This is a genomic window from Megalodesulfovibrio gigas DSM 1382 = ATCC 19364, assembly GCF_000468495.1.
GTDB classification, from domain to species: domain Bacteria; phylum Desulfobacterota; class Desulfovibrionia; order Desulfovibrionales; family Desulfovibrionaceae; genus Megalodesulfovibrio; species Megalodesulfovibrio gigas.
The window spans coordinates 1,025,839-1,050,341 of record NC_022444.1 but is presented as its reverse complement, the minus strand read 5'-3'; the positions used below and the strand labels follow the sequence as shown (position 1 = coordinate 1,050,341).

Here is a 24,503-nt window from a genome sequence, read left to right as displayed (position 1 = left end):
TCCTGAAATGTCCGGTCGAGGGTGGCGGGTTACGCGCGCGGGGCGTCCTGCACCGTCAGGATGCCTTCGCAAACCCGGCCCAGCTCCTGGCGCACGTCGTCGAGCTGGGGCTTGATGCGCAAGGTGCGCGCCTGCAATGCCTCTTGCAGGGTCTTGGCCTTGGTGTGCAGGATGCAGGCGGACACATTGGCCGCCGCGCCGGCCAGGGTGTGTGCCAGCATGGCAGCGCGGTCGAAGTCCCGGGTGGCGGCGGCGAGCAGTATTTCCGAGTCGTAGTCGTCGAACTCCTCGTGAAAAGCCAGCAGAAAGCGCCGGAACATGGCAGCATCGCCGTCGAACCGGATCAGGCCGTCGGCCAGATCCAGGCCGGGCAACTCCTCCGGCAGCCCTGCGGGCCGGGGCGCGGCGGCCTGGGGGCCCTGGAATTCCTGGGATTGGGCGGCCGGCCGGGCCTGCTTGCGCAGCAGCCAGGTGCGGATGGTGTCCAGCAGCCCCTGGCGATGGAAGGGTTTGCCGAGATAGGCATCCATGCCGGCGTCCAGGCAGGCGCGCACATGCTCGGTGCTGGCATTGGCGGTGATGGCCACAATGGCCACATCCTGGCGATCCGGCAGGCTGCGGATGGCGCGTGTGGCGGCAACGCCGTCCAGGGTGGGCATCTGCACGTCCATGAAAATGATGTCATAGGGACGCCGGCGCACAGCCTCCACGGCATCGCGGCCATTGTTGGCCGTGTCCAGTGCGCCAAGGACCGTCTCGAACGGTTCCAGCATCTCTCGGGCCAGGACCCGATTGAGGGGGTTGTCGTCCACCACCAGCAGGCTGGCGCCGCGCATGAGGGCGTGCAGATCCGGATCGGTTCGGGCCGGAGCTGCCGCCGGAGCCGGCGTGTCCAGCCCGAGCAGGGCGGTGAGCGTGGCGGCAAGCTGCTCCCTGGACGTGGGCTTTTCCAGCAGGTGATGCATGCCGGCCTGCGCCGCCTTGCGTCGCTCCCGGGTATTGAAGCAGGCAGCGGTGAGCACCGCGGGCACCGGCTGCGCGCGGCCCTTGCGCATGGATTTGAAGACGTCGATGCCGTCCTGGCCGGGCAACTGGATATCCAGAAACAGCACGCTGAAATCCAGCGTGCCCCGCAGCAGGGCGGCGGCCTCGTTGCCGTCGGCCACGTGCACGCAGGCAATCCCCAGGGACGACAACTGCGCGCACAGGTGCTCACGGCTCACGCGGTTGGAGTCTGCCACCAGGGCGCGCATGCCGGCAGGCCACAGGGGGCGGGGCGGCACGGGCGTAAGATCGAAGGGGTGCATGGGGTCCGTCGCGTCCATGACGATGCTTCCTGCGCGCGCGGCGTGGCTGGAGGGGGAACAGTTCCCGGCATCATGAATGCTCTTGCGGGTTTTGACAAGCCCTGGTGCGGGAAGCGCCACGTCACACGCCTGTCATACTGGGGCCCTATGATGCACCGCCTGCACAGGCCCGGCTGACGGCAGGCACACGGCCCTGATGCAGCGGGCTGCCAAGGAGACCACACGCATGCAGCAGACAGGCACTCGCCAGCGGGTCCTCATCGTCGATGATGTGGCCATGAACCGCGCCATCCTCGGGGAAAGCCTCCAGCGCGATTACGACACCCTCTATGCCGAGGACGGCGAAACCGCCCTGGAGCTGGCAGCGGCCGATCCGGCGCCCGACCTCATCCTGCTGGACATCATTCTGCCGGGCATGAACGGTCACGAAGTGCTGCGCCGCCTCAAGGCCCATCCTCGCACCAGGAACATTCCCGTGGTCTTCATCACGGTCAAGGGCGAGGAGGAGCACGAGCAGCGCGGTCTGGAACTTGGCGCCGTGGATTACATCTCTAAACCGTTCAGCCTGCCCATTGTCCGGGCCCGGGTGCGCACCCATCTGGAGCTCAAGCGTCACCGCGACATGCTGGAGGACCTCTCCACCCAGGACGGGCTCACCGGCATCCCCAACCGCCGCCGCTTCGACGAGGTCTTCACCCGCGAATTCCGACGCGCCCAGCGCGAGGAAACACCCCTGGGGCTGGTGTTGGCGGATATCGATTTCTTCAAGGCCTTCAACGACCACTACGGCCACCTGGCCGGGGACGACTGCCTGCGCAATGTGGCGGGAATCCTCTCCCACTCCCTGCGCCGGCCCATGGACGTTTTGGCCCGCTACGGGGGCGAGGAGTTCGCCATCATCCTGCCCAACACGGACTTGCCGGGGGCGGTCATTGTGGCGGAATGTCTGCGCAAGGCGGTGGAGACGCTGGGTATCCCCCATGCCTGCTCCCCCCATGGCAGGGTGACAGCCAGCTTCGGCGTGGCCGCAATACACCCGTGCGCCGGCGCGCCGCTGGCGCCGGACTGCCCGGAGCCCGAGACGCTGTTTTCCCTGGCAGATCAAAGACTCTATCAGGCCAAAGCCGCCGGCCGTAACGCAGTGGCGGCCGAAACGCCAGAGGGCCGGTGATTGGCTGATGGTGGCCAATACAGGCGTCGAGATCGAAGGCATGTGATATTCCAGGAAAAATCGATATCGTCTCTTGCTCTTCAGCCCGGAGTAGGATAGGTTGGCGTCTCGGGTATTACCCCGGTCCATTGAAACCAGGAGACGCCATGGCCCTTGCCCATCGGCATCGCCGCCTTGTTGAAGGGATGCTGCTCGGGGCGTGTGCGCCCGTGGGGTGGTCGGTCTTGTGCTCGGTGCACAATCTCTGGCCCATGGCGACACGCGAGTACGCCATCTGGCTCTTCAGTTACATGGCCCTGGGCACAGTGGCGGCCTTTGGTGTCTTCAGCTACCTGATAGGCTGCAACGAAGAACGCTTTGCCCTGCAGTCCATCCGCGATCCCCTGACCAAACTGTACAACCGCCGGCTGTTCCAGGAGCGTTTCGAGCAGGAATTTTCCCTGGCCATGCGACAGGAAACGCCCCTGACCCTGGTGTTGGCGGATCTGGATCACTTCAAGCAAGTCAATGACATCTACGGGCACCCGGCTGGGGACGCCGTGCTGCGACAGGTGGCGATCCGCATGCAGCGGCTGGTGCGCCAGGGCGAGGTGGCGGCGCGCATCGGCGGGGAGGAGTTTGCCATCCTGCTGCCGGGGTCGGATTCGGAACAGGGGCGGGTGCTGGCCGAACGGTTGCGCGCGGCCATCCGCAGCCAGCCCATGTCCTTGCCCGGCGGGGCCATGCTGCCGTGCAAGGTCACCCTGGGGGTGGCTGGGCTGGATGTGGTGGCAGCCACTTCGCCCGAGGCCCTGCTCAGTGCGGCGGATGCCGCGTTGTACACGGGCAAGTGTCAGGGGCGCGACCGCGTGGTGGTGCAGACGAGCGGATGGCGCAGCGCCGGCACCGCGTGCGACCTGAGCGCCACCTGGGAGTAGCTGCCGGGCATGACTGCATCGTCCCGAAAAAAATCCTCCCGCGTCAAGGCCCAGCGCCGCGCCTCGTCATGCCCGGATGCCGCCGGCCCGGCGCGGGGACGCGAGATTGCCTTGCGGGAGACGCCGGCTCCCTATGCGCACTTCCGCTGCGCCGAATCTGCCGAGCCCCATGGAGACGATGCCGGGGCCGTGGACCAGATGGAAAACGCCCTCTGGCTGCCCATGGCCATCGCCGGCGCGCTCATGCCCGACGCCCACACCGGCTACGGCCTGCCCATTGGCGGCGTGCTGGCCGTGGACAATGCCGTCATCCCCTATGCCGTGGGCATGGACATCGCTTGTCGCATGCGGCTTTCGGTGCTGGATTTTCCCCTTGCGCGCATGCGGGAAAAGCGCGAGTCTCTCCTTGCCGCCCTGGAGACTCAGACGCGATTCGGCGTGGGGGGCAGCTTCCGGCCGCCCCTGGAACACCCGGTGCTTGCCGAGGACTGGGGCTTCTGCCGTCTGCTCAAGGAGCAGCGGCACAAGGCCGCGGAACAGCTGGGCACCAGCGGGTCAGGCAATCATTTTGTGGAGTTCGGCGAACTGCACGTGCTGGATACCTGGGGCGATCTGCCGGCCGGCCGGTACTCGGCGCTGCTCTCCCACAGCGGCAGCCGCGGCGTGGGCGGTGCGGTGGCGCAACACTATTCCCGGCTGGCCAGGACGTTGCTGCCAGGGCTGCCCAACCGGCTGCGGCATCTGGCCTGGTTCGAGCTGGGCAGCGCCGAGGGCCGCGAATACTGGGCAGCCATGGAGCTGATGGGCCGCTACAGCGAGGCCAATCACCAGCTCATCCACCGTCGCATCGTCGGCGCGCTGGGGCTGGAGGTGCTGGCCACGGTGGAGAACCACCACAACTTCGCCTGGGTGGAAACGGTGGCCGGTCGGCCGGCCGTGGTGCATCGCAAGGGGGCCACGCCGGCGCACCTGGGCCGGTTGGGGGTGATTCCGGGATCCATGACGGCGCCGGGATTTGTGGTCCGCGGCAAGGGCAATCCGGCGTCGCTGTGCTCGGCGGCCCACGGCGCCGGCCGGCGCATGAGCCGCACCGAGGCCCGGAAGCGGGCAAACTGGCACCAGATGACGCGCGAGCTGGAGGCCCACGGCGTCACCCTGATGGGTGGCGGCCTGGATGAAGCGCCCTGCGCCTATAAGGATATTCATGCCGTCATGGCAGCCCAGGCCGAACTGGTGGACGTGGTGGGCCGATTTTCTCCAATGCTTGTGAAAATGGACACATTCTAGTCTGTGTAGTTGCGCCACAGGCTTTTTCCGTAGTAAGCAATGTTTTTCCCCTGCCTTTGGCAGGGGGTTACGCATCATGACGCTGTCACCTTGGGGGACTTGATGGGTATTCGCGCAAAAATCGGACTGCCGCTCGCAGCCTTGACCTTTGTGCTCGGATTCGCCTGCTATTGGTTCATTGACCAGCAGTTGCAGGATCTCAATCAGAAAAACCTCATGCAGTCCATGCAGGCCAAGGCCCTGGAGGTGGAGTCGGCCATTGCCGCCAGCGCACAGATGGCCCTGGAAATGGCCGCCACGACCAGCGCCCTGCCCGAGGTGGCCGAGGCCTACGCCCTGGCTGCCAGCGGCGACATGGCCGACGAAAAAAGCCCCCAGGCCCAGCAGGCCCGCGAGCACTTGCGCCGCGTGCTCAAGCCCGTGCTGGACGGCTACCAGGCCGCCACCGGTCAGAAGCTCCAGTTGCACTATCATCTGCCCAATGGCCGCAGTCTGGTTCGGCTGTGGCGCGACAAACAGGTCAAGCGCAACGACCAGTGGGTGGACGTTTCCGACGACCTCACCTCCTTCCGGCCCACGGTGCTGGAGGTGAACCGCCAGGGCCGCCCGGTCAAGGGCATCGAGTTGGGCCGGGGCGGTTTCGCCATCCGCGGGGTTACCCCGGTGGTGGATGCCTCCGGCAACCGTCTGGGGAGCGTGGAAGTGCTGGCGGATTTCGGCCAGGTGTTCAAAAAGTCCGTCTCCAGCGCCTCGGAAGCCGTGTTGCTGTACATGAATGCAGACAAGCTCGGCGTGGCTGCGACGCTCAACGATGCGGGCAAGTACCCCGTCCTGGACGGCAGGTTCGTGCGGGTGGCGGCGGAAGGCGATCTCATCAAGGATTTCACTCCCGCCATGACACAGTTGGAAGATGGCAAGCGCAGTGTGGCCGTGGCCGTGCAGCAGCATATGGCTGTGGCCGCCTTTCCGGTCAATGACTACACGGGAACGCAGATCGGCGTGATGGTGTATCTGCGCGATGTCGCCGAGCAGGATGCCATCATCGCCGAGACGGGCCGCATCCTGCTGGCCGTGCTGGCGGCCCTGCTGGTCATCCCGGTGGTGTACGTATTCTTCATCGTGGGCCGTTGCGTGGTCCGGCCGGTGACGCTCATCCGTCAGAAAATCCAGGATATCGCCGAGAACAAGGCCGACCTCAAGTCCCGTGTGGACAACACCCAGAACGACGAAGTCGGCCTCCTGGCCACATGGTTCAACCGGCTCATGACCAAGATCGAGGAAACCCTGTGCGACGTGGAGGGCTACAAGAACCTCATCAACGCCGTGCCTGATCCCATCTTCGCCGTGGACGACAACTACACCATCCTCATGGCCAACGACGCCACCACCAAGTTGCTGGGGTGCTCCCAAGAGGAGCTCAAGAAGTCCACCTGCGCCAGCAAGTTCAAGACCAAGGTCTGCGGCACGCCGGATTGCCCCATCGCCCACGCCAAGCGCACGCAGGGCTTCTGGCAGGCAGACATTCTGGACATCGGCACCAGTGCCAAGCCCCACTACATCCAGCCTACGGGCGACCTGCTCAAGGACTGCTACGGCAAGGTGGTGGGCTATGTGGAAGTGGCCCGCAACGTCACCCGGCTGGTGGAAAAGGAAAACGAACTCTCCGACAAGATGCGTCACCTGGCAGAGATGAACACGGAACTGGTGCGGGCCTCCGAGCAGATCGTGGACGCCACCGACGAGATGCTGCAGCGCTTTGGCCAGATGACGTCCAACTCGGACCGTCAGTCCCATCGCGTGCAGGAAACCGCCACCGCCATGGAAGAGATGAACGCCACGGTGCTGGAAGTGGCCCAGAATGCCTCCCACGCCGCGGAGCAGGCCGGCGACGCCAAGACCAAGGCCGAGGATGGCGAGGCCGTGGTGGAACAGTCCGTCCAGGCCATCGCCGCCGTGCGCACCCAGGCCCAGGCCCTCAAGCAGAACATGGGCGAGCTGGGCCAGCGGGCGGAGAACATCGGGCAGATCATGAACGTCATCTCGGACATTGCCGATCAGACCAACCTNGAGGTGCGCAAGCTGGCGGAAAAGACCATGCACGCCACCAAGGAAGTGGGCGAGGCCATCCGGGCCATCCAGGACGGGGCGCGCAAGAATGCCGCCGTGGTGGACACGGCCTCCCAGGCCGTGGATTCCGCCACCACCCTGGCCAGCCAGTCCGGCGAGGCCCTCAAGGCCATCGTGCGGCGGGTGGTGGAAACCACGGCCCAGGTGCAGGCCATCGCCGCTGCGGCCGAGGAACAATCCGCCGCCAGCGAGGAGATCACCCGGGCCATTGCCGAAGTCAACGACATCAACAGCGCCACCGTGGCCGATCTGCAGGCCTCGGATGCCATGCTGGTGCGGCTCGCCAGCCTGGCCGGCAAGTTGCGAAGCCTGGCCAGCTCGTAGTAGACAGCAGCAACACGAGCGGCATGGCAGGGGGAGGGCGCTTCCCCTGCCATGCTTTTTTGAAGGAGACGCCATGCAACGAGCCGCGGTGCAGGCCCGCCGGGTCCGGGCGGGGATGATGGAAGGCGCGCAGGCCATCCTGCCGGTGCTGCTGGGCGTGGTGCCCTTTGGCGTCACCTTTGCGGTGCTGGCCATGGCTGCCGGGGTGGACACCTGGGGCATCATGGCCATGAGCGCGCTGGCCTTCGCCGGGGCGTCCCAGCTGGTGGTGGTGGATCTGCTCAGCCAGGGCGCGCCCATGCTGCTGGCCCTTGTGGCCGGGCTCACGGTGAATCTGCGGCTGCTCATGTATTCGGCCTCCATGGCGCCGCATTTCGCCACCACGTCCATGTGGTGGCGGGCCGTCGTGGCGTTTCTGATGACCGATCAATCTTACGCCATCTGCACCATCCGCTACTCGCGCGATTCCCGGCTGCACCGTCTGGGATTCGCCATCGGGGCGTCCTTTGTCCTGTATTTGTCCTGGCTGCTGGGCAATGCCCTGGGGCTGGCTCTGGGGGCGCTCATCCCCAGGCATCTGTCCATGGATTTTGCCATCCCCGTCACCTTCATGGCTCTCATCGCGCCGACCCTCAAGGACCGGCCGGCCCGGTACGCCGCCCTGGCCGCGGGGGTGGTCTCCCTGCTGGCCAACGACCTGCCCAAGGGCTTTGGGCTGATGGTGGGCGCGGGCTGTGGCATCGTCGTGGGCATGTGGTCGGAACACGTGCTGGCCAAACGAACCGTTTCACCTCGTTGAGTTGTCCATGAACCCCACGGACTTTTGGATCGCATGCATCCTGCTGGCCATCGGCGCATTTTCGCAGCGGTTTCTCTTCTTCTATCTGGAAGGACGCTGGACTATGCCCGAGGGGCTGCGCCGGAGCCTGCGCTTCATCCCGCCGGCGGCCCTGACGGCCCTGGTGACGCCGATGTTCCTGCTGCACGGCGAAAATTTCTGGGGCATCTCCTCCTGGACACGGCTGGTGGCCGGGGCCCTGGCTGTGCTGGCGGCCTGGCGCACGCGACACATCCTGGTGGTCATCCTGGTGGGGCTGGGCAGCCTGTGGCTGCTGGAGTGGCTGGTGCGCTAGAGCATTTTACTTTTGAAAAAGGACATTGCGAGAGGGGAAACCTTTTGNTTGAAGGGCGGAAGAACATTTCTTCAGAAAGGTTTTCCACCGAGAACTTCTTTCAAAAATAAAACGCTCTAAATGTTCACGGCATGCAGCAGGATGCACGCCGGCGCAGCGCATTCCCGGGGTCAGGGCTGGAAACCCCTTGCCCATTGCCGGACCTCGTGCCATTTTTCCTTTCCATGAACACCACAGGCGCCACCAGCAGCACCATGCCCCGACCCGGCCGGCGGGATCGCCGCCATCGGGAGGATCCGCGTCTGGCGCCGTCCCTGGCCGTGGCGGTCCGGGTGGGCGACACCCCGGCACAGTTGTTCGGTGCGCTCTGGCCCCAGGACCTGCTGGAGCTGCAGCCCAACCCCCATGCCGCGGGAGGGCTGGAACTGCCCCGTCTGAAAGCCGGCGCCACACTGGAATGTCTGGTGCGCGGCGCTGCCGGCCCCCTGGCCAGCGTTTGGCGACGCATCCGGGCCACGGCCGTGCCCCATGGGGCGCACGAGGTCAGCCAGTTCGTCCGTCTGGTGGATCCTGACGTGCTGGACGATCCCCTGTGCCCGGAGCTGGCCGCCTTGCGCAGGGATCTTGATGCCCTGCTGCGCGCGCCTTTCCTGGCCATCCTGGACGCCGAGGAGCTGCCCACGGTGCTGGCCATGCTCCGGCAGCGGCATTTCGCCATCGGCGCGCGGCTGATGACCCAGGCCGAGGCCGGCAACTCCCTGTTCATCATCCAGCACGGCGTGTGCAAGGTGCTGGTGGAGAAGGACGGCCGCCAGTACGAGGAAGCCCGCCTGGGGCCCGGCGAGGTGGTGGGGGAGATGGCCGCCCTCACCGGCGACCGCCGCAGCGCCACCGTGGTTGCCGAAGATGAAGTGCTGGCCTGGGAGCTGCAAGCCCGGGACTTCGAGGCCATGGCCGCCGCCACGCCGGAGTTGCGGCAATTCCTGACGGAGCTGCTCACCCACCGCCTGGAAAGCGCCCTGCATCCGGCAGATCGCGTGGTGGGCCGCTACCGCATCCAGAGCAAGCTGGGCCAGGGCGGCTATGCCCTGGTGTACGCCGGCGTGCACGACATCCTGGGCCTGCCCGTGGCCATCAAGATGCTCAAGCATACCCTGGCCATGGAACCGGAATTCGCCGCCACCTTCCGGCGCGAGGCCCAGGTGATCGCGCGGCTGAACCATCCCAATGTGGTGCGGATTTTCGACATTGAAGAACACTGCCGCACCATCTTCATCATCATGGAGCGCCTGGAGGGCCGTTCCCTCAAGGAAGAGCTGCGCCGCCAGGGGCGACTGCGGCCGGCCCAGGCGGCAGACATCGCCCGGCAGATCTGCCAGGGGCTGGAGTATGCCCACGGCCACGGCATCATCCACCGCGACATCAAGCCCGCGAACATTTTCCTGCCCCTGTGCGGGCCGTTGAAGGTGCTGGATTTCGGCCTGGCCTGCGTCTCCGGCCTGGATGACCGCTGCTTCGAGGGCACGGCGGCGTACATGGCGCCGGAACAGATCCTCGGCAACGTGCTGGACGCCCGCACAGACCTGTACGCCCTGGGCTGCACGGTCCATGAACTGGTGACGGGCCGGCTGCCCTTCGAGGCCGAGGATGTCCTGCAGTTGGAGGAAATGCACCTCACCGCCCCGTTTCCGGACCCGGCTGCCAGTGTGCCGGACCTGCCGCCGGTGCTGGCCGCATTCATCCGCACCTGCACGCAGAAGGACCCGGCCGCCCGCTACGCCTCGGCCGCCCAGGCCTGCGAGGCCCTGCGCCCCCTGCTGGACCCGGCCGCCGCCGTGCGCCCGCCCTCGCGCCGCCTGCTCACCCTGCACTGCGTGCACACGGAGTCCCAGCGGCAGGCCCTGGAGGCGCTGGTCCAGGAGTTCACCCAGCGCGCCCAGAGCCTGGGCGTGACCCTGCGGGCCTCGGAATTCGGCGAACTGTAGGGTGTGTTCTTTTTAGGGCATGTTATTTTTGAAAAAGGACGTTGCGAGAGGGGAACCCTTTCTTCAGAAAGGGTTCCCCCCGAGAACGCCTTTTAAAGATACCGTGCCCTAAAAGACCCCGCCCTCCCGCGGCCTTATTTCTTCACCGCCAGGCACTCGATCTCCACCAGCGCGCCCATGGGCAGGCCGGCCACCTGGATGGTGGTACGCACGGGTTTGTGTTCGCCAAAAAACGCGGCGTACAGGGTGTTCAGGGTCTGAAAATCCTTCAAATCCGCCAGAAACACCCGGGACTGCACCACGTCCGCCGGGCTGCAGCCTGCGGATTCCAGCACGGCGGCGATGTTGGCCAGCACCTGCCGGGTCTGGGATTCAATATCCGTCCCGGCGAGCTCCGTGGTCCCGGGAATCAGCGGAATCTGGCCGGACATGAACACGAAGCCGCCGGCGATGACGGCCTGGGAGTACGGGCCGATGGCCTTGGGGGCCTTGTCCGTGTGCAGGAATTGCATGGGCGCTCCTTGCTATGATGATTGCGGGTTGGGGGCGTGTTGGGATGATCCGGAAGCGGGCTCAGAGATGGTCCGCAATGTCCGCGAATGCATTGATCCGAAACAACGGGTTGTATTGCACCAGACGATCCATGGGGCCGTAGCCGTAGGTTGCGAGGCAGGCGGCCGCGCCCAGGGCCTTGGCAAAGGCCATGTCCGGTTCGCCGTCACCCACCACCAGCACATCTTCCACAGCCACGCCGGGAAAGTGCGGGGCCACGCGCCGACGCCAGGTGTCCGGATCCGGCTTTTTGGGTTCGCCGGGCAGCTCGCCGATGACCAGTTCAAAGTACTGCAGCAGGTTGTGGTCGGCCAGGCCGGAGCGCAACAACGGCTCGCCCTTGTTGCTGGTCACGGCCAGACGCTTGCCCGCGGCCAGCAGGGCTTCCAGCGTCTCCACCACCCCGGGATACGGCCGGGCCAGGGCCGCGCCTTCGGTGCGGTAGATGTCCCGGTAGGCGGTCACCCAGGGGCCGGTGTGGTCCTCGGGGATGTCCGGAAACAGGAACGTGACGCATCGGGCCAGGGAGCCCATGCCCATGGCCAGCCCGGTGTGTTCGTCCGGCGGCGGCGTGCGGCCCAGCCGCTCGGCCGCGCCGCGCATGCTGTGCAGGAAGGCCGGCATGGTGTCCATGATGGTGCCGTCAAAATCCACACAAAAAAGCGTATAGGTGCGCATGCACGGGTGTGTACGCCCTGACGGCCCGCTTGTCATCCCGGGAATGCGCGCTGTGCGACGCGGGGAACCCTTGAATGCAGGGCGCGGGTTGTGCTATGCAACAGGCACTCTCGACCCCCAACCCCCAGGAATGCCATGAGCCCTTTTTTCTCCAAGAAGAACGACACCCCGGCAGAAGACGCCTGGTTCCTGCCCGAGGACGCCCGCAAGGCCCTGTTGGAAACCTTCAAGGCGCTCAGGGACGATGTGCCCCTGGAAGTGTTCACCCGCGAGGGCGAGAACGATCCCTACAACGACTTCCTGCGCAAGTTCGTGCGTGATCTCGGCCGGCTGGACGCTAAGATCAAACCCGTCTACCATACCCTGGATTCGGACCGCGCCCGGGAGCTGCAGGTCACCTTTTCCCCCACCTTGTGCGTGGTGCCGGGCAAGTACTCCCTGCGCTACCTCGGCGCGCCCCTGGGCGAGGAAGGCCGCAGCTTCATCCAGGCCATCCTGCTGGCGTCTTCGGGGGAGAGCCATCTTTCGGCCACGTCCCGGCAGATTCTCAAACAACTGGACGAGCCCCGCCAGGTGCGGGTGTTCGTCAATCCTGGCTGCCCGTACTGTCCGGGCCAGGTGTTCAACGCCTTCAAGGCCGCGGTGGAGCGGCCGGATCTGGTGCGCGCCGAATGCGTGGACAGCGCCCAGCACACCGCCCTGGCCGACGAATATCACATCAGTTCGGTGCCGCACACGATCATCAACGACGAATTGCATCTGTTGGGCCTGGAGCAGGAGGAACAATTCCTCGTGGAGCTGGTCAGCCTGCAGAGCGCCCAGCAGATCCTGGGCGATGACGAGCATGAGCATGAGCATGACCACGACCATGCGCATCATCACCATCCCCCGGTGGAGCAGGTGGATGTGGTCATCATCGGTTCCGGGCCGGCAGGGCTCACGGCTGGCATCTACTGCGTGCGCAGCGGCCTGAAGACGGTGATCCTGGAAAAGCTGGTGGTGGGCGGGGCTGTGGCCATTACGCCGGTGGTGGAGAACTACCCCGGCTTTGCCAACATTCCCGGCAAGAAGCTCATGGACATCATGGCCGAGCACGCCCGCGGCTATTGCGACATCCGCGAAGGCGAGGAAGTGGAGGAGATCAAGCTCGGCAAGCAGGTGGAAATCCATACCAATCGCGGAATATATGCAACCCGGGCTGTGCTCCTGTGCACCGGGGCGTCATGGAAGAAGATCGGCGCCGTGGGCGAGGACACGTATTCCGGCTTCGGTGTCAGCTACTGTTCCTCCTGCGACGGCTATCTGTACCGCGACCGCACCGTGGCTGTGGTGGGCGGGGGCAACTCGGCCCTCACCGACGCGCTGCACCTGAAAAATCTTGGCGCAGACGTGACCATCATCCACCGGCGGGAGACCTTCCGCGCCCAGCAGCACCTGCAGGACAGCGTGGCCAAGGCCGGCATTCCCGTGCTCTGGAACAAGGAGGTGCTGGAAATCCTCGGCAAGGACAATCGCGTGACCGGGGCGCGCCTGCGCGACACCGTCACGGCGGAGGAAACTTCCCTGACCCTGGACGGCGTGTTCGCGGCCGTGGGCGTCTCCCCCAACACGGCCCTGGCCCAGGATCTGGGCGTGCAGCTGGACGAGCACGGCTTCATCCAGGTGGATCGCAGCATGCGCACCAACATCCCGCGCGTGTACGCCGCCGGCGACGTTACCGGGGGGGTGCAGCAGATCGTCACCGCCATCGGGGAAGGGTCCGTGGCCGCCCTGAGCGCCTTTGAGGATCTGGCCCATCCCTACTGGGTACAGCCGAAGCGGTAGCTGCAGGGGCAGCCAGGGACAGGCCAGCGCCTGTTGCCCTTGCAATAGATCTGTGCGAGGGATGCCCCTTTCTGCAGAAAGGGGCACCCCTCGCGCTCTCCCCTTCCAAAGCCTTAATAGCACGCTGGAATTGCTATAAAAAGTCTTTGGAAAGGGGTTCCCCCGCGAGTTCTTTTCAAAAACAACAGGCCCTAGCCGAGTTCGAAGCTCGTGACGCCGTAGATGCGTTCCAGGGGCAGGATTTGCGGCGGCCCCAGGTGGATGCGGGCGGTTTCGAACACGGGCCGCATGCCGTGCCGGGCCGCCAGGGCCAGGGCGGCGGCGTTGGGGACCGGGGTGTCCAGGTACACGGGTCCGCCGCAGGCCAGGGCGCGCAGGCCCAGGTACAGGGCCTCGGCGGCCTCGGGATGCGGCGCGAACAGCGGGCCGATCTTCCAGCCGCGGACGCAGGGCCGCACCACGCCGTAGCCCGTCAGGCGGCCGTCTTCCACCCAGGCCAGCCCCTCGCCGTGTGCAGGGTTCGTCCAACAGCGCAGAAAGGCCTCCCGCCATGCGCCGAAGTGGGCGGCATCCAGGGCCAGCAGGGCCTGGGGGTCCACCTCGCGCAGGGGCCGGAGCCGGGGGTCTCCCGGCGCGGTCCCGCCGGCCGGGCCCTCGTGGCGGATGTTGCCGTAGGCGCGGGTAAAGCCGTAGGCCTCGTATTTGGGGAGCATGGCCAGGACGCCGTCGGCGGCGATGATGGGCACCTGCAGCCGCTTGAGGCGGTCGATGGCCACGGTGCACAACTGCAGGCCATAGCCCTTGCCGCGGTGCGCCGGCAGCAGGACGTAGAATCCCAGAAAGCCGAAGACCCCGCCATACTGCACGGCGGACACGCAGCCCACGGGGGCGTCATCCACCAGGGCGATGAAAAATCCGTCCGGGTCGGCAGCATGGAAGCATTCGGCGTCGTACAGTCCGGGATTCCAGCCTTCGTGGGCGGCCATGTCCACGGCGAAATCGACTTCGGCGCGTGTCATGGTGCGGATGACAAGGGTGTCCATGGGGCCTCCTTCCTGGCTCGGCAGGGCGTTTCCGGCATCCTATTCCGGAATGCCCTTGCATGCCAATGCTGAAAAAAATACGAGTGGCACAAAAAAAAGACTTGCCAGCAGGCGCAAACGGCGCTAAAGACAACTTTCTTCACACGCCGAGGTAGCTCAGTTGGTAGAGCAGGGGACTGAAAATCCCCGTGTGGGGGGTTCAATTCCCTCCCTCGGCACCAGAAAGTTTAAGGCACTTAGGGTAAAACCTAGGTGCCTTTTTCGCTGTGGCGGTCTGTTTGGGTACGGCATGGGTACGAAAAATTCGTTGTCAGGGCTGTAAATTCGCGCGCGATTTGNTGCTTTTATCACAACCTGCTCGTGCTTTTATCACCTCCTGTCGCGGGATGGATTATGCACGGCATGGTGTTTGCTTCATTCTCCATCTCTTCTGCCGCCTCTTGCCCCCCCCCCTCTGTAAATTTGCGCGCGATTTGGCGCAAAATGTGTATTGTTGTGTATTTTCCTACACGATTGCTTGTGATATTATTCTATCATATCATAATTCCCAGGAGGATCCCATGCCCACCACATCCACTGCCAGCGCCACCACCCGCGGCCAGGGGCGACCGAGCACCGGCCGCTCCGTCCGCTCCGTCAGCGTCACCCTGCCGCACACCCTCCTGGACTCCCTGGCCGCGGCCCGCGCTCCTGGCCAGAGCGTCAGCGCCCAATTTGCCGAGCTCCTGGCAATCGGCCTGCACGCCCAGCCCAGCCAAGCGCCTGACCGCCTCGCCGCCCTCGAAGCGCGGGTGGCGGCCCTGGAAAATGCGGCTACCGCGACAGATAACATGCATGAATAATAGGAGTTTATTTAATACGATCTAATCATATTTTATATTGACAAATCGGGCGTTGCGCCTTACCTCTCTCTCAACAGGGCGGCAATCGACGATAGCCGCTAGCCACACAGCCCCCACAAGAGGAGAGAGACCATGCCGCACTACACCGAATCCACGCCACTCGTGCCCACCCCCCCGATCAACGCTGCCCTGGTCGCTACCAATCGCGTCAGCACCGTGTGCGACAGGTACCTTGAGGCGTGCCGGCGACACCGCCCGGCCCTGGCCGTCAATGAATGGCTGTTCCTCTGCGACGTGCTGGGCGGGGACGGGGACCTCCTGCCCCGCTACACGTCGAGACTCCGCGACTCGCTCGTAGACGGTATACACCGCAAGTGGGACATGGACGACGGCACGGCAAAGTCGCTCCTCTGCCGGCTGGAGGACCAATCTTTTGTTGAGGACATGGCCACCATCGAGGTTGTGGACAGGTATTGGGGTCAGGACAGCTCGCTGCCTCCGCAGGACGCGCTCAAGCTGGCACTGGGCTAGCCGGCCGCCGGCCGGCCCGTGTCCCCAGGCGCTCGTGTAGTGCGACCGCCTGGGGGGTCTGGATCATCCAGCCAGCCGAGCAGGCCTAGCCCGCGACCGCGGCCTCCGCCTGCCTGATGCGGTCTGCCGCCAGCTCGGCATACTCCGCTGACAGCTCCACCCCCACGAATCGCCGCCCTGTTTCAATGCAGGCGATGGCGGTTGTCCCACCGCCCAGGAAGGGGTCCAGCACCGTGCCACCCTCGGGAGTCACGGCCAGGAGGTCCTTGAGCAGGGCCACGGGTTTGCCTGTGAGATGCACCTTGCGGGAGGTGTCCACGGCGTGGCGCAGGACGCCGGGGTGGCAGGTGCGGTTGAAGGTTTTGGCCGGGGGCTTGGCGGCGTGGACGATGAATTCCGCGTCGCGCCGGAACTCGCCCAGCAGGGGCCGGGCACTGGGTTTGTGCCAGACCACCACGCCCCGCCACTTGAAGCCGGCGGCCTGGACGGCGTCGGTCATGGCCGGGAGCTGCCGCCAGTCGCTGAAGATCAGTGCCGGCGCGCCGGGCCTGAGCAGCCGCCAGCACTCGGACAGCCAGAGCGTGGCCCAGGTGATGAAGCTGCGCTGGTCCTTGCAATCCCCAAGCATGGGCGGGTAAGTGCGCTTGGTGCCGGTGGTCTGGTATTTTTGGGCCGGATCGGCGCGCCTGGCCGAGGCGTGCAGGCCGCCGCTGGAATACGGCGGGTCCGTGACCAGGGCGTCCATTGAGGAGTCAGGCAAGGTGCGCAGCATGGCCAGCGCGTCGCCCTGATACATGATTCCGAAGTCAAATTGGATGCTCACGTGATGTCCCCTGGTGGGCCTCTCGGGCCTCGGGGCTGGGGCTCGCGGCCCGCACGTGATTCATGGCCCTGCAGCGGGGGCATTTGATGGCGATATGAACAACCTCGCCCTTGGCCAAGAGTTTATTGCAGCTGCCGCATCGGATGTGATCCATATCCCTGCTTGATTGTTGGGCCTCTTGCCTGCTACGTCCATGCTGCCCGGGGTCTCGCTCTGGGCCTCATGGCGCAGCGGTTTCGGCCGTGGTCCGGTGTTCGCGCACCGGGCCGGTGGGGTGTCTCACCACCCCGCCTGCGCCTCCGTTACGTCTGCGTCATCCTGGTCCCCCTCCAATCTCCTCCTTGACCGCCCGCGCCACGGCCTCCAGACTCTGCAGCCGGTCCCGGTCGATCTGCGTTGCCGTGCCGAGGACCACCGCCCGCAGTGGATCGATGGTCAGCAGCGCCAGGTCGGTCAGGTCCTGTAAGCACAACTCGTGGTCGGCGGCGGCCTGGTGCTGCGCGACGAGTCCGGCCGCCTGCGCCTGGGCGTCTTCCAGCGTCTCGCAGTCGCATGCCACGGCGATGAGCCCGGGCCGCAGGCCAGTCAGGACGGTGCCGGGCTCCAGCAGATCGAGCGCCGTATGCGTTGCGGTGTCGATGATTACGACCATATCTGCCCCCCTGTGTTTACGGATTCAGCCCAGACGCCTGCCGGCTGCGCGCCGCCTTTGTAGATATTCCCCGCGGCAACCCGCAGCCCGTATTGCGGCAGGTTCGCCGGGTCAGAGGCATTGCCGAGGGACATCATGCTGGAGCAGTTCAGGGATGCGATGCCGTAGCCCCCGCCCGCGAAATAACTGTTGCTGACATTGACGGCTGCCGCGGCACTGGCCTGTACGCCAGCCCCAGCAGTCCCTGGAATAACCGTGGACATTGCCACAAAATGCGCACACAGCAGATTCAGAAAGTATACGGCGTTGTTGGCGTCGCCCATGATGATTTTCAGATACCGCACCACGTATTCAGCCCCGCCGTAGCCCATCAGGATGCCTTCGCTGCCCAGGGCTGCAAACTGCAGCGCCGCCAGCTTGTCCGCGGCCAGGCTTGTGTTTGCCGGGTTGCCCTGCAGGCGCAGGCTGCCGGCGTAAAACCCGAGGAACGACAGCTTCGAGGCCATGGGGTACAGCCCGTTCTCCAGTTGGAACGTCAATGAATAGCCATTCAGGTTTTTGGGTTGAGCGTCAACGGTCGCCTGTATCTGCGCAGCAGACATCGAGGCATTGAGGGACACCGTGACGTGGCCCGTCAAGCGCCGGGCAATCCACGCCGGCACCGGGTGCACATGATCCTGCCGCGCCGGCTTCGTGCTTGTGCCGATGACGCCGGTTTCCGCTACTGCAGCCGGCGTGGCGTCCCCCAGGCCGGTGATGGCCGATGCCGGATGCGTGGCGGGCATTCGGCTGGTGTCCGTCGGGTGGATGTGGTCTTCCCGGGCCGCCTTGAGGCTGGCCCCCACGGCGGCGACCCCGTTCATCGGCGGCACTGCCGTGGCCAAGTTGCGCAGGGTGTTGACCGTGGCCCGGCGGGTCCCGGTGCTGGTGTCCACGGCCAGGGAATCTGTCCCGGCCGGGCTGGTGGTTTCCTCAAGCTCGTTAATTCGTTTTGCAAGTTCACCCGCCATAAATCCTCCTATGCGATAGCCAGGGGCGCCCCGGCATCCGTGATGATGAGCGCGCCCGTGTGAGTCACGAGCCCGTTGGTGGCATCGACGATGGCCACGGCGTCACTCCAGGTCAGGTCAACAAGCTCGCGGGTGGCCGCATCCGTGGCAGCCACGCGGACGTAGCGCAGATACGGCGGGGTGACGTTCATGGGCGCCACAGCAGACGGGACCGTGCCGGCGTAGGCCTGCGTCCCGTCCTCCGGGGCAAAGCCGTCCAGGGATCCCTGGAGCACGATGTACCCGGTGGCCCCAGCGGCGGCGTTCCAGGCCAGCACCACGCCTGCCGTCAACACCCCGGCCACGGCCAGGCCCGTGGGCGCAGGCGGGGGCGGCGTGGTCACGGTCAACACAGCAGCCGCGCCCACCTGGTAATTTGCCGTCACGGCGGATACTTTGACATCCATGGCGGCCCACGGCCCGCCGAGCTGGACCAGCTCCTGCGCAGTGACGGCATGGGCAAGGTCGGACGTCATCCGGCCAGCCACCAGCACCCCGTCCACGGACAACCCCACCTGGTAGGCCGTGGCTCCGGTCACGGCGTCCCAGGCCACGGCAATCCCCGTCGCATCGTTGGCGGTCAGCCGCAAATTTGCGGGCGCGGGGATGGCGGCGTAGGTGGCGGAGAGGCGCTTCGTGGTGTCCGCCACCCCATCAACCCAGGGCGTCACCCGGACTTCCACGGGCAGGCCGGTCGTGCTGAAGGCCAGGTAATAGCCGGCATACCCGGCATGGGTGGCCACCGTCGCGCCGGCCACCCGTATCTCCACCGTGAAGTGCGTGGCCCCGCCGGACCATGAGGCAATGAACGAATACCCGTCGTCGACGGCCTCCACATACCGCAGGGAGACGCCGGCCAGGGCCGGCCAGCCGCCAGTTGTCTGCCCGATGGGCGGCGCGGTCCCGGCCGGCTCATACACGTCCTCATGCACGGCACTGCCCACGATGCGGATTTTGTTGATGCCCTCGTGGGATACGTCCAGCACGCGCACGTTGAGCAACGCCGGCTCCGGCAGCTCGAAGGCGTATCTGGTGGCCTGCAGGTGATGCTGCGCCATGGTGCGCACCGTCGCCGGCACATTGCCCACGACGCAGTACGGCGATTCGCCGGGCGTGACCACGTGCGGGCCGCTGTGTGAGCCGTCTGGCAGGACCACATACAAATTGCCGGCAGATGCACACAAAAATTCCACCGGCTCGGACAGCCAGATGTCGTCCCCGTCAATGCGGGCAATCACCCCGTTCTGCCCCCAGTTGGCCATGGGCACGGTGATCTGGATGCGATCACCCTTGGCGGGGATCAGGCCCGTCAAGCCTGTGGTGAACTCGACGGTGATGCGGTTCAGGCGGTCATCGCGGTAAAAATACTTGGCCAGTGCATAGGCGTGCTGCCGGCTGGTGCAGCCATACAGCGAGATTTCCTCGGGCTGGTCCTCGCTGCCCTCGCCGGCGTCGAAGTATGTGACCTCCTCTTCCTGCCACGTCACCGGGGAGACGTACTTGGCCACCACGCATGTGGGATCCTCGCTGGTGCGCCGGTTGAACGTCACCTGCAGGCTGTCCAGGTCGATGTCGTCATCCGTGTATGCGTAGACCGGGGACGGCCGCCATTCGTCGCGCACCAGGCTGAACTTGCCCCCGGGCATGAACGGCGCGGCGCGGCACAGCAGGGCGGCCTGGGCCACGGCATCCATCACCGTGGTGCGGGACGGATAGCGCAGGTCGAAATGGTGCCCCTGTTCCGCCATCTGCTGCCGCAGTTCGTACAGCCCCTCCACGTCCAGGATGGATTCCGGCTGATTGCCGCCGTTGGGGGATGTGATCATGTACACGATGGCGTCAATGGGATTGCGTGTGGCCACCGGGGTATCCTCCACGCCATCCGGCCCCAAGGGGGAGACCAGGCGCGTGGCCACCACGTTGATCTTGTCCACCACATTGCCCGACAGCTGGTCCGTGGCCATGATCTTGACTTCCAGCAGCGTGACGTCGCCATAATTGGGGTGCGCCGGCCCGTAGCCCCGCAACCCACCGATGAGGACGGTATCGATGGCGTCGGGCTGCAACAGCTCTTCATTGCCACGGCGGATGCGGAACTCGTAGCGCCCCGGCCCCCAGGGGGCATACAGCCGGTACGACCACCGCAGGGGTTCCTTGTAGGCGAGGAAGTACGGGAATGCCCAGGCCAGCGGGCAGCACGATGTCAAATTCAATTTCGGTGATTTGCGTGCCGGCGGGGTTGACGATGGCCGTCAGATAATTCTCCCAATCAAGCTCCTGGCCGGCGATTTCGTCAGACGTCCAGACCAGCCGGGGGATGAGCGTCGGCGTCCCGCCGGGCGGGACAATGTTGTACTGCGCCCCGGCGTAGTCCGTCAGGGGCGTCTCGTCGATGTAGACCTGCTCGACACTGTAACGCCCCACGCCCAGGCAATAGAGCCCGTAAAAATCCTGCTTCTGGGTGGACCCGTCGATGCTCACATGCCCGCCCTGGAGCAGGTCCGGGTGAAACAACAGCCTCCCGAAATGCTCGGGAAAGGGCTGGGCCAGCCGGATTCTGTTGCCCCCGGCGCTCAGGGTGGCCAGGGATTCCATGCCCAGGTCAGTATCCGGCAGGCTCCCCTTCTTCTTCTGGGCAAACATGAGATTGACCAGCAGGGTGCCGCCCATCATCGTGGCCGCAGACGCCAGGGAGGCGGCGATGCCGGTCAGGGAAAAGGCATACGGCACCAGCATGGCCGCCGCGATGACGGCGATGCTGGCCAGAATCTGCAGGGCGTTGCTGTTGCCCCCGCCCCCGCGCAGGGGCATGGGCATGAAGTGGGCCGTGCAGCACGCCGGCAACGGCGCATCCCAGCTGACGCGGGAGATAGGCTGCCCGTTCACCAGCAGCACGAACGGCTGTGTGAATCCCGGCTGCAGCCTGGCCAGCAGGGTGTTGGCCGTGGCCCCGGCGGGGACGTCGCGCACCACCAGATCATACCCCAGGGTGGCCGGGTTGCGCCGCCATTCCTGGTGCAGCACAATTTCCGGCAGCATGGCGGCCGATGGCTCAATCACGGGCTCAGGCATTGGCGCCCCCCAGGTCCCCCAGGCCGGCCGGATCGGCAGGCGTCCAGTACCCGACGATCTTCCAGCCGTTGACCCGCAGGGTGCGTCTATCCGTGCAGACAACGCCGATGCGCTCCAGCGCGTGCAGCACGTGCAGCCGCCCCCCGTCGCCCCCGGGAAACACGACCATCCCGATATGGTGCGCCCGCTGCCCCTGCGTCATCAGCACGGCGTCCCCCTCTTTGGGAGTCTCCGTCGGCCGGCAGGGATAATGCTGCCCGGGATCGTGCAGGCCGCGCATGGCCTGGGACAGCAGCCGGGTATGGTCCACCCACAGGTTCGGGATGTCCCGGCCGAACTGCTCCCGGCTGATGACCACGAACCACGAAAAACAGTCATGCGTCTCGCCCCATTTCCCGCCCAGATACCGGGCACACCAGTGTTGCTCCAGTACATGGCCCCCCATTACATGGCACCCGGACAGCGCGTGGCCGTCATCAGCCGCCGCGGAAACGGGATGCCGGTCAGGTTGGCGAACCGTGCCCGCAATTCCGCGCCGGCAGGACTCAGCACAATGGACGACACTTTCAGCGCCGTGGGGATGACCATGTCCGGCGGTTGCGCCGGCCCCAGATAGTGCCGGTACGTGATCAGCACGTCCCCACCGAAGCGGTCGATGGTCACCAAGGCATCAAACACCTGGCGCGGCACCGGCCCGGTGCTGACAATCAGCTCGCCGCACACGCGCTCCGACGTCTCCGGCAGCCGCAGCTCGAATTGCGCCGGAAAGTACGTGCCCTGGGGGGTGTGCAGGGGCTCGAAGCTGCGCACCACGCGGATGGGATCGGCCAGGGCGTCATGCGTCAGCTCCAGCGTCTCGTAATGCGTGAGGTCCGCCGGCGCGCAGGCGATGGCCTCCTGCATGGCCTCGGTCATGGAGATGGATTGCAGGGTCACAGGACCTCCTCGATGCCCCGCACCAGCAGCGTGGTGGTGTAGTCGCTGTACAGGTCGCCCCGGCCGGCGCGCTGCGGGGGCGTGAAAAACCGGGCCGCGTGCGCCGGGAATCCCAGCAAGGGCAGCCAGGGGGCCGTGAACCACCGCGCGCCGTTGCGGCAGGCATCCCGGTGGAAGGTCAGCAGGGCGGTGGCCTGATTGCCCAGACAACGGAACGTCACGTCTGCCTGGGCCGGCGCGCCAGACCCGAACCGGCGGACCTCGATGCGGCCGGACTGGGTCTCCCGGCGCAATCTGGTGTCCATTCTGGTGGTGGACACCGTCCGCTGCATGGGCGTGGGCAATGTGGCCGGCCAGGGGTTGATGGTCCCCAGACGCAGGGCAGGGTTCGTCCCCGCTGGGCCATACGACCCGGCCCGCAGGACCCGCAGGCCGCGCCCCAGCAGCACAGGGCTGGCCTCCGTCGTCTGCCCGTCCCGGACACCCTCCCAGGTCAGCCCATCGCTGCTGGCGGCGAAGTATCCGAGGCTACACGCAGCAAGAAACCGCCCGTCAACAAAGGCAATGTCGTAAATGCTCGGCGGATACTGCGCTGGCCAGCCTGACGGCGCAGGCGCTGTCTCCCATGTCAGCCCGTCCGTGGAATGATAGAATTTCCCGTCTCCGCTACCGGCCACGAACCGACCAGCCCCGAACGCGCAACAATACATGAGCGGACCCGTAACGTCGGTAGCCCCGGGTATGCTGGCGCGCTCCCATGTCTCCAACTCCCGGGACACGTAGACCCGCCCCAGGCTGCCCACGACCACAAAGCAGCGGCCGTTCCACGCAATATCCCGATGGCTCCCCCAGACCCCTGAAATTTTTGGCCCTGTCTCCCCGCCTGCCCAGGTCACACCGTCCCGGGAGCTGTAGACGCGGTGGAACCCGCCCACGGCAAAGAACCGGCCGGCAAGGTAGCGCACGCGATTCGCGCCGGTGGTTGTCAGCGGGGCGACTGGCGTTGTCCAGGCCGTCAGATCCATGGTGCTGGCGAGGAAGCGGGACGAGGTGCAGGCCGCCAGCAGCCGTCCCTGGCCATTGGTCANACAATGCCGCCGCTGGACAGCCCCAGCACCCAGCGACCGGCCCAGACCACGCCGGACACGGGCCAGCCGCCGGACGGGAACGTAACGGGCTGCAACTCGCCCCAGCGCCAGGGCGCGAAATCCGTCATGGCGTCACCCCCGCCATGATCTCCACGTCCAGCACCAGCCGCCAGTACACATGCCCGAGGTGACTGGCCTGCGGCAGGTGCTCGCCCAGGCGCAGGAAGCAGCCGGGGTATCCGGCCGTCTCCAGCCACGGCCCCTCGAACGGTGCAGCGCCGTCGTGCAGGGTTTCGCGCACCCAGGTCCAGAACTGATCAAGCTGCGTCGTCGTCACCAGGAAGGTGAACCGGCCGTCCTGCTCCGGGCGCGTGCGCGTGGGCCAGGGGTGCAGGACGTCCTCCGGACGGGACAGTCCATGGCGCGGCTGCCCGTCGAACTCCCACAGGGGCCACTGCGGCAAAAACGCAGGCCAGGGCACGAGCATTACCGCCCCCTCGCGTACGGCCCCTTGCCACGGGCCGCCTGCCGGGTCCAAATGCCGTCCAGGGCCGTGGCCAGCACCTCGATGTGCACGCCGTCGCTGGTGGCCGTGGCCTGCACGTCTGTGCCGGGATTCTTGCTGATGGTCACGTTGACCGGCTGCGGCGCGCCGCCACCTCCGCCGCCACCGGCGCCACCGGCACCACGGGCAGCCATGACCACCCCCCTCGGCAGGGGGGCCAGGGGAGCTGCCACCGCCGCACCATCCCCGCCGAAGATTCCGCCCTGGGCAAAGGGGAATACCGTGGGCTGGCTGATGACCTGGCTTTTGTCCGAGGCGACGTCCCAGCCGCCAGCGCCCACCCCCAGCGTGGCGATGCTGGAAAACCAGTCCGGGGCCTGAGAATCAACGCCGGATGCTGCCGGTTTCACCACATCCCAGCCCCCGGCGGGCATGCCAGCCAGCTCGATGCCGGCCAGCTCGATGCCGGACAGGTCCACCCCGAGGTGCCCGGACGCCGTGCGCGTCAAATCCACGGCCGTCTCTGACCCATCAGGCAACAGGGCACGCACGCCGTAACCGGCGGCAGCGTCCACCAGGGGCATGATGGCCTCGGGACCAGCCTCGCCCATGAGGCCAATGCGAAACGGTTCGCCGCCCTGGGCAAACGGGAACACC

At 66.0% G+C, this 24,503-nt stretch carries 25 protein-coding genes and 1 tRNA gene; 11 read left to right on the top strand and 15 right to left on the bottom strand.

Annotated features, from left to right (window positions below; translation table 11 throughout):
* Positions 1 to 29 precede the first annotated feature (29 nt).
* Entirely contained in the window at positions 30 to 1,325 is a 1,296-nt protein-coding gene (locus tag DGI_RS04695; RefSeq protein WP_027193233.1) for a response regulator, read from the bottom strand.
* Between the two features lie 208 nt (positions 1,326 to 1,533).
* On the opposite strand from DGI_RS04695, the gene DGI_RS04690 reads away from it, so the two are divergent.
* The 7 genes from DGI_RS04690 (at position 1,534) to DGI_RS16920 (ending at position 10,251) form a co-directional block, all read left to right on the top strand.
* Complete coding sequence (locus DGI_RS04690; protein ID WP_021759592.1) at positions 1,534 to 2,478, top strand: GGDEF domain-containing protein; 945 nt, start codon at positions 1,534 to 1,536, stop codon at positions 2,476 to 2,478.
* A 146-nt stretch (positions 2,479 to 2,624) separates the two neighbouring features.
* Positions 2,625 to 3,395, top strand: coding sequence for a GGDEF domain-containing protein (locus DGI_RS04685; protein ID WP_051286620.1), 771 nt, complete (start codon positions 2,625 to 2,627; stop codon positions 3,393 to 3,395).
* A 9-nt stretch (positions 3,396 to 3,404) separates the two neighbouring features.
* The gene (locus DGI_RS04680) at positions 3,405 to 4,682 is read left to right on the top strand and encodes an RtcB family protein (RefSeq protein WP_081696911.1); all 1,278 of its coding nucleotides are present in this window, start codon (positions 3,405 to 3,407) and stop codon (positions 4,680 to 4,682) included.
* A gap of 39 nt (positions 4,683 to 4,721) precedes the next feature.
* Positions 4,722 to 7,133, top strand: coding sequence for a methyl-accepting chemotaxis protein (locus DGI_RS04675; RefSeq protein ID WP_456152271.1), 2,412 nt, complete (start codon positions 4,722 to 4,724; stop codon positions 7,131 to 7,133).
* A gap of 73 nt (positions 7,134 to 7,206) precedes the next feature.
* On the top strand, positions 7,207 to 7,932 hold the full coding sequence (locus DGI_RS04670) for an AzlC family ABC transporter permease (RefSeq protein WP_051286619.1): 726 nt from the start codon (positions 7,207 to 7,209) through the stop codon (positions 7,930 to 7,932).
* A 7-nt stretch (positions 7,933 to 7,939) separates the two neighbouring features.
* Positions 7,940 to 8,266 (top strand): AzlD domain-containing protein, encoded by a 327-nt coding sequence (locus tag DGI_RS04665; RefSeq protein ID WP_034607859.1) that lies wholly within the window; start codon positions 7,940 to 7,942, stop codon positions 8,264 to 8,266.
* 206 nt (positions 8,267 to 8,472) lie between these two features.
* Entirely contained in the window at positions 8,473 to 10,251 is a 1,779-nt protein-coding gene (locus tag DGI_RS16920; protein WP_144284119.1) for a protein kinase domain-containing protein, read from the top strand.
* A gap of 134 nt (positions 10,252 to 10,385) precedes the next feature.
* Here the strand turns inward: DGI_RS16920 and DGI_RS04655 are convergent, their stop codons facing one another.
* Complete coding sequence (locus DGI_RS04655; RefSeq protein ID WP_021759579.1) at positions 10,386 to 10,763, bottom strand: RidA family protein; 378 nt, start codon at positions 10,761 to 10,763, stop codon at positions 10,386 to 10,388.
* Between the two features lie 61 nt (positions 10,764 to 10,824).
* Positions 10,825 to 11,481, bottom strand: a complete 657-nt coding sequence (locus tag DGI_RS04650; protein ID WP_021759577.1) for an HAD family hydrolase — start codon at positions 11,479 to 11,481, stop codon at positions 10,825 to 10,827.
* A 135-nt stretch (positions 11,482 to 11,616) separates the two neighbouring features.
* On the opposite strand from DGI_RS04650, the gene DGI_RS04645 reads away from it, so the two are divergent.
* A complete protein-coding gene (locus DGI_RS04645) occupies positions 11,617 to 13,305 on the top strand; it encodes an FAD-dependent oxidoreductase (protein ID WP_021759575.1) in 1,689 nt (562 codons plus the stop codon).
* A gap of 191 nt (positions 13,306 to 13,496) precedes the next feature.
* On the opposite strand, the gene DGI_RS04640 is transcribed toward DGI_RS04645, so the two are convergent.
* Positions 13,497 to 14,348 (bottom strand): GNAT family N-acetyltransferase, encoded by an 852-nt coding sequence (locus DGI_RS04640; protein WP_021759573.1) that lies wholly within the window; start codon positions 14,346 to 14,348, stop codon positions 13,497 to 13,499.
* Positions 14,349 to 14,493: 145 nt separating this feature from the next.
* Between DGI_RS04640 and DGI_RS04635 the strand changes: the two genes are divergently transcribed.
* The 3 genes from DGI_RS04635 to DGI_RS04625 all read left to right on the top strand — a co-directional run bounded on the left by DGI_RS04635 (position 14,494) and on the right by DGI_RS04625 (position 15,721).
* Positions 14,494 to 14,569: transfer RNA gene (locus DGI_RS04635), tRNA-Phe, on the top strand.
* A gap of 339 nt (positions 14,570 to 14,908) precedes the next feature.
* Positions 14,909 to 15,190: a hypothetical protein gene (locus DGI_RS04630; protein WP_027193230.1), complete on the top strand. Its 282-nt coding sequence runs from the start codon at positions 14,909 to 14,911 to the stop codon at positions 15,188 to 15,190.
* Between the two features lie 162 nt (positions 15,191 to 15,352).
* Positions 15,353 to 15,721, top strand: coding sequence for a hypothetical protein (locus tag DGI_RS04625; protein WP_144284118.1), 369 nt, complete (start codon positions 15,353 to 15,355; stop codon positions 15,719 to 15,721).
* Positions 15,722 to 15,806: 85 nt separating this feature from the next.
* Here the strand turns inward: DGI_RS04625 and DGI_RS04620 are convergent, their stop codons facing one another.
* From DGI_RS04620 to DGI_RS18970, 11 genes are all read right to left on the bottom strand, one after another.
* Entirely contained in the window at positions 15,807 to 16,517 is a 711-nt protein-coding gene (locus tag DGI_RS04620) for a DNA-methyltransferase (protein WP_041725586.1), read from the bottom strand.
* A gap of 10 nt (positions 16,518 to 16,527) precedes the next feature.
* Positions 16,528 to 16,698 (bottom strand): Com family DNA-binding transcriptional regulator, encoded by a 171-nt coding sequence (locus DGI_RS17820; RefSeq protein ID WP_081696997.1) that lies wholly within the window; start codon positions 16,696 to 16,698, stop codon positions 16,528 to 16,530.
* 159 nt (positions 16,699 to 16,857) lie between these two features.
* Positions 16,858 to 17,196, bottom strand: a complete 339-nt coding sequence (locus tag DGI_RS04615; protein WP_021759568.1) for a hypothetical protein — start codon at positions 17,194 to 17,196, stop codon at positions 16,858 to 16,860.
* Positions 17,187 to 18,206 carry a hypothetical protein gene (locus DGI_RS04610; protein ID WP_021759566.1) on the bottom strand — a complete coding sequence of 340 codons (1,020 nt, stop codon included), beginning with the start codon at positions 18,204 to 18,206 and terminating at the stop codon, positions 17,187 to 17,189. Before DGI_RS04610 ends, DGI_RS04615 begins: the two co-directional genes overlap by 10 nt.
* 8 nt (positions 18,207 to 18,214) lie before the next feature.
* Positions 18,215 to 20,311: a host specificity factor TipJ family phage tail protein gene (locus DGI_RS04605; RefSeq protein ID WP_041725545.1), complete on the bottom strand. Its 2,097-nt coding sequence runs from the start codon at positions 20,309 to 20,311 to the stop codon at positions 18,215 to 18,217.
* Positions 20,312 to 20,318: 7 nt separating this feature from the next.
* Entirely contained in the window at positions 20,319 to 21,317 is a 999-nt protein-coding gene (locus tag DGI_RS19190) for a hypothetical protein (protein ID WP_041725544.1), read from the bottom strand.
* A complete protein-coding gene (locus tag DGI_RS04595) occupies positions 21,310 to 21,762 on the bottom strand; it encodes a hypothetical protein (RefSeq protein WP_021759564.1) in 453 nt (150 codons plus the stop codon). The genes DGI_RS19190 and DGI_RS04595 overlap by 8 nt, the downstream gene beginning before the upstream one ends.
* Positions 21,762 to 22,253: a DUF1833 family protein gene (locus DGI_RS16915; RefSeq protein ID WP_021759562.1), complete on the bottom strand. Its 492-nt coding sequence runs from the start codon at positions 22,251 to 22,253 to the stop codon at positions 21,762 to 21,764. The genes DGI_RS04595 and DGI_RS16915 overlap by 1 nt, the downstream gene beginning before the upstream one ends.
* The gene (locus DGI_RS18300; protein ID WP_144284116.1) at positions 22,250 to 23,278 is read right to left on the bottom strand and encodes a WD40/YVTN/BNR-like repeat-containing protein; all 1,029 of its coding nucleotides are present in this window, start codon (positions 23,276 to 23,278) and stop codon (positions 22,250 to 22,252) included. Before DGI_RS18300 ends, DGI_RS16915 begins: the two co-directional genes overlap by 4 nt.
* A gap of 187 nt (positions 23,279 to 23,465) precedes the next feature.
* Positions 23,466 to 23,828 (bottom strand): hypothetical protein, encoded by a 363-nt coding sequence (locus DGI_RS04580; protein ID WP_021759558.1) that lies wholly within the window; start codon positions 23,826 to 23,828, stop codon positions 23,466 to 23,468.
* A partial coding sequence (locus tag DGI_RS18970; protein ID WP_202961833.1) for a hypothetical protein occupies positions 23,828 to 24,503 on the bottom strand: 676 nt, incomplete at its 5' end. The genes DGI_RS04580 and DGI_RS18970, both read right to left, overlap by 1 nt.

Excerpts from the sequence above, each read along its gene's own strand:
- DGI_RS04695 (WP_027193233.1), bottom strand. The coding sequence starts at position 1,325 with ATGGACGCGACGGACCCCATGCACCCCTTCGATCTTACGCCCGTGCCG.
- DGI_RS04690 (WP_021759592.1), top strand. The coding sequence starts at position 1,534 with ATGCAGCAGACAGGCACTCGCCAGCGGGTCCTCATCGTCGATGATGTG.
- DGI_RS04685 (WP_051286620.1), top strand. The coding sequence starts at position 2,625 with ATGGCCCTTGCCCATCGGCATCGCCGCCTTGTTGAAGGGATGCTGCTC.
- DGI_RS04680 (WP_081696911.1), top strand. The coding sequence starts at position 3,405 with ATGACTGCATCGTCCCGAAAAAAATCCTCCCGCGTCAAGGCCCAGCGC.
- DGI_RS04670 (WP_051286619.1), top strand. The coding sequence starts at position 7,207 with ATGCAACGAGCCGCGGTGCAGGCCCGCCGGGTCCGGGCGGGGATGATG.
- DGI_RS04665 (WP_034607859.1), top strand. The coding sequence starts at position 7,940 with ATGAACCCCACGGACTTTTGGATCGCATGCATCCTGCTGGCCATCGGC.
- DGI_RS04655 (WP_021759579.1), bottom strand. The coding sequence starts at position 10,763 with ATGCAATTCCTGCACACGGACAAGGCCCCCAAGGCCATCGGCCCGTAC.
- DGI_RS04650 (WP_021759577.1), bottom strand. The coding sequence starts at position 11,481 with ATGCGCACCTATACGCTTTTTTGTGTGGATTTTGACGGCACCATCATG.
- DGI_RS04645 (WP_021759575.1), top strand. The coding sequence starts at position 11,617 with ATGAGCCCTTTTTTCTCCAAGAAGAACGACACCCCGGCAGAAGACGCC.
- DGI_RS04640 (WP_021759573.1), bottom strand. The coding sequence starts at position 14,348 with ATGGACACCCTTGTCATCCGCACCATGACACGCGCCGAAGTCGATTTC.
- DGI_RS04630 (WP_027193230.1), top strand. The coding sequence starts at position 14,909 with ATGCCCACCACATCCACTGCCAGCGCCACCACCCGCGGCCAGGGGCGA.
- DGI_RS04620 (WP_041725586.1), bottom strand. The coding sequence starts at position 16,517 with ATGTATCAGGGCGACGCGCTGGCCATGCTGCGCACCTTGCCTGACTCC.
- DGI_RS17820 (WP_081696997.1), bottom strand. The coding sequence starts at position 16,698 with ATGGATCACATCCGATGCGGCAGCTGCAATAAACTCTTGGCCAAGGGC.
- DGI_RS04615 (WP_021759568.1), bottom strand. The coding sequence starts at position 17,196 with ATGGTCGTAATCATCGACACCGCAACGCATACGGCGCTCGATCTGCTG.
- DGI_RS04610 (WP_021759566.1), bottom strand. The coding sequence starts at position 18,206 with ATGGCGGGTGAACTTGCAAAACGAATTAACGAGCTTGAGGAAACCACC.
- DGI_RS19190 (WP_041725544.1), bottom strand. The coding sequence starts at position 21,317 with ATGCCTGAGCCCGTGATTGAGCCATCGGCCGCCATGCTGCCGGAAATT.
- DGI_RS04595 (WP_021759564.1), bottom strand. The coding sequence starts at position 21,762 with ATGGGGGGCCATGTACTGGAGCAACACTGGTGTGCCCGGTATCTGGGC.
- DGI_RS18300 (WP_144284116.1), bottom strand. The coding sequence starts at position 23,278 with ATGGATCTGACGGCCTGGACAACGCCAGTCGCCCCGCTGACAACCACC.
- DGI_RS04580 (WP_021759558.1), bottom strand. The coding sequence starts at position 23,828 with ATGCTCGTGCCCTGGCCTGCGTTTTTGCCGCAGTGGCCCCTGTGGGAG.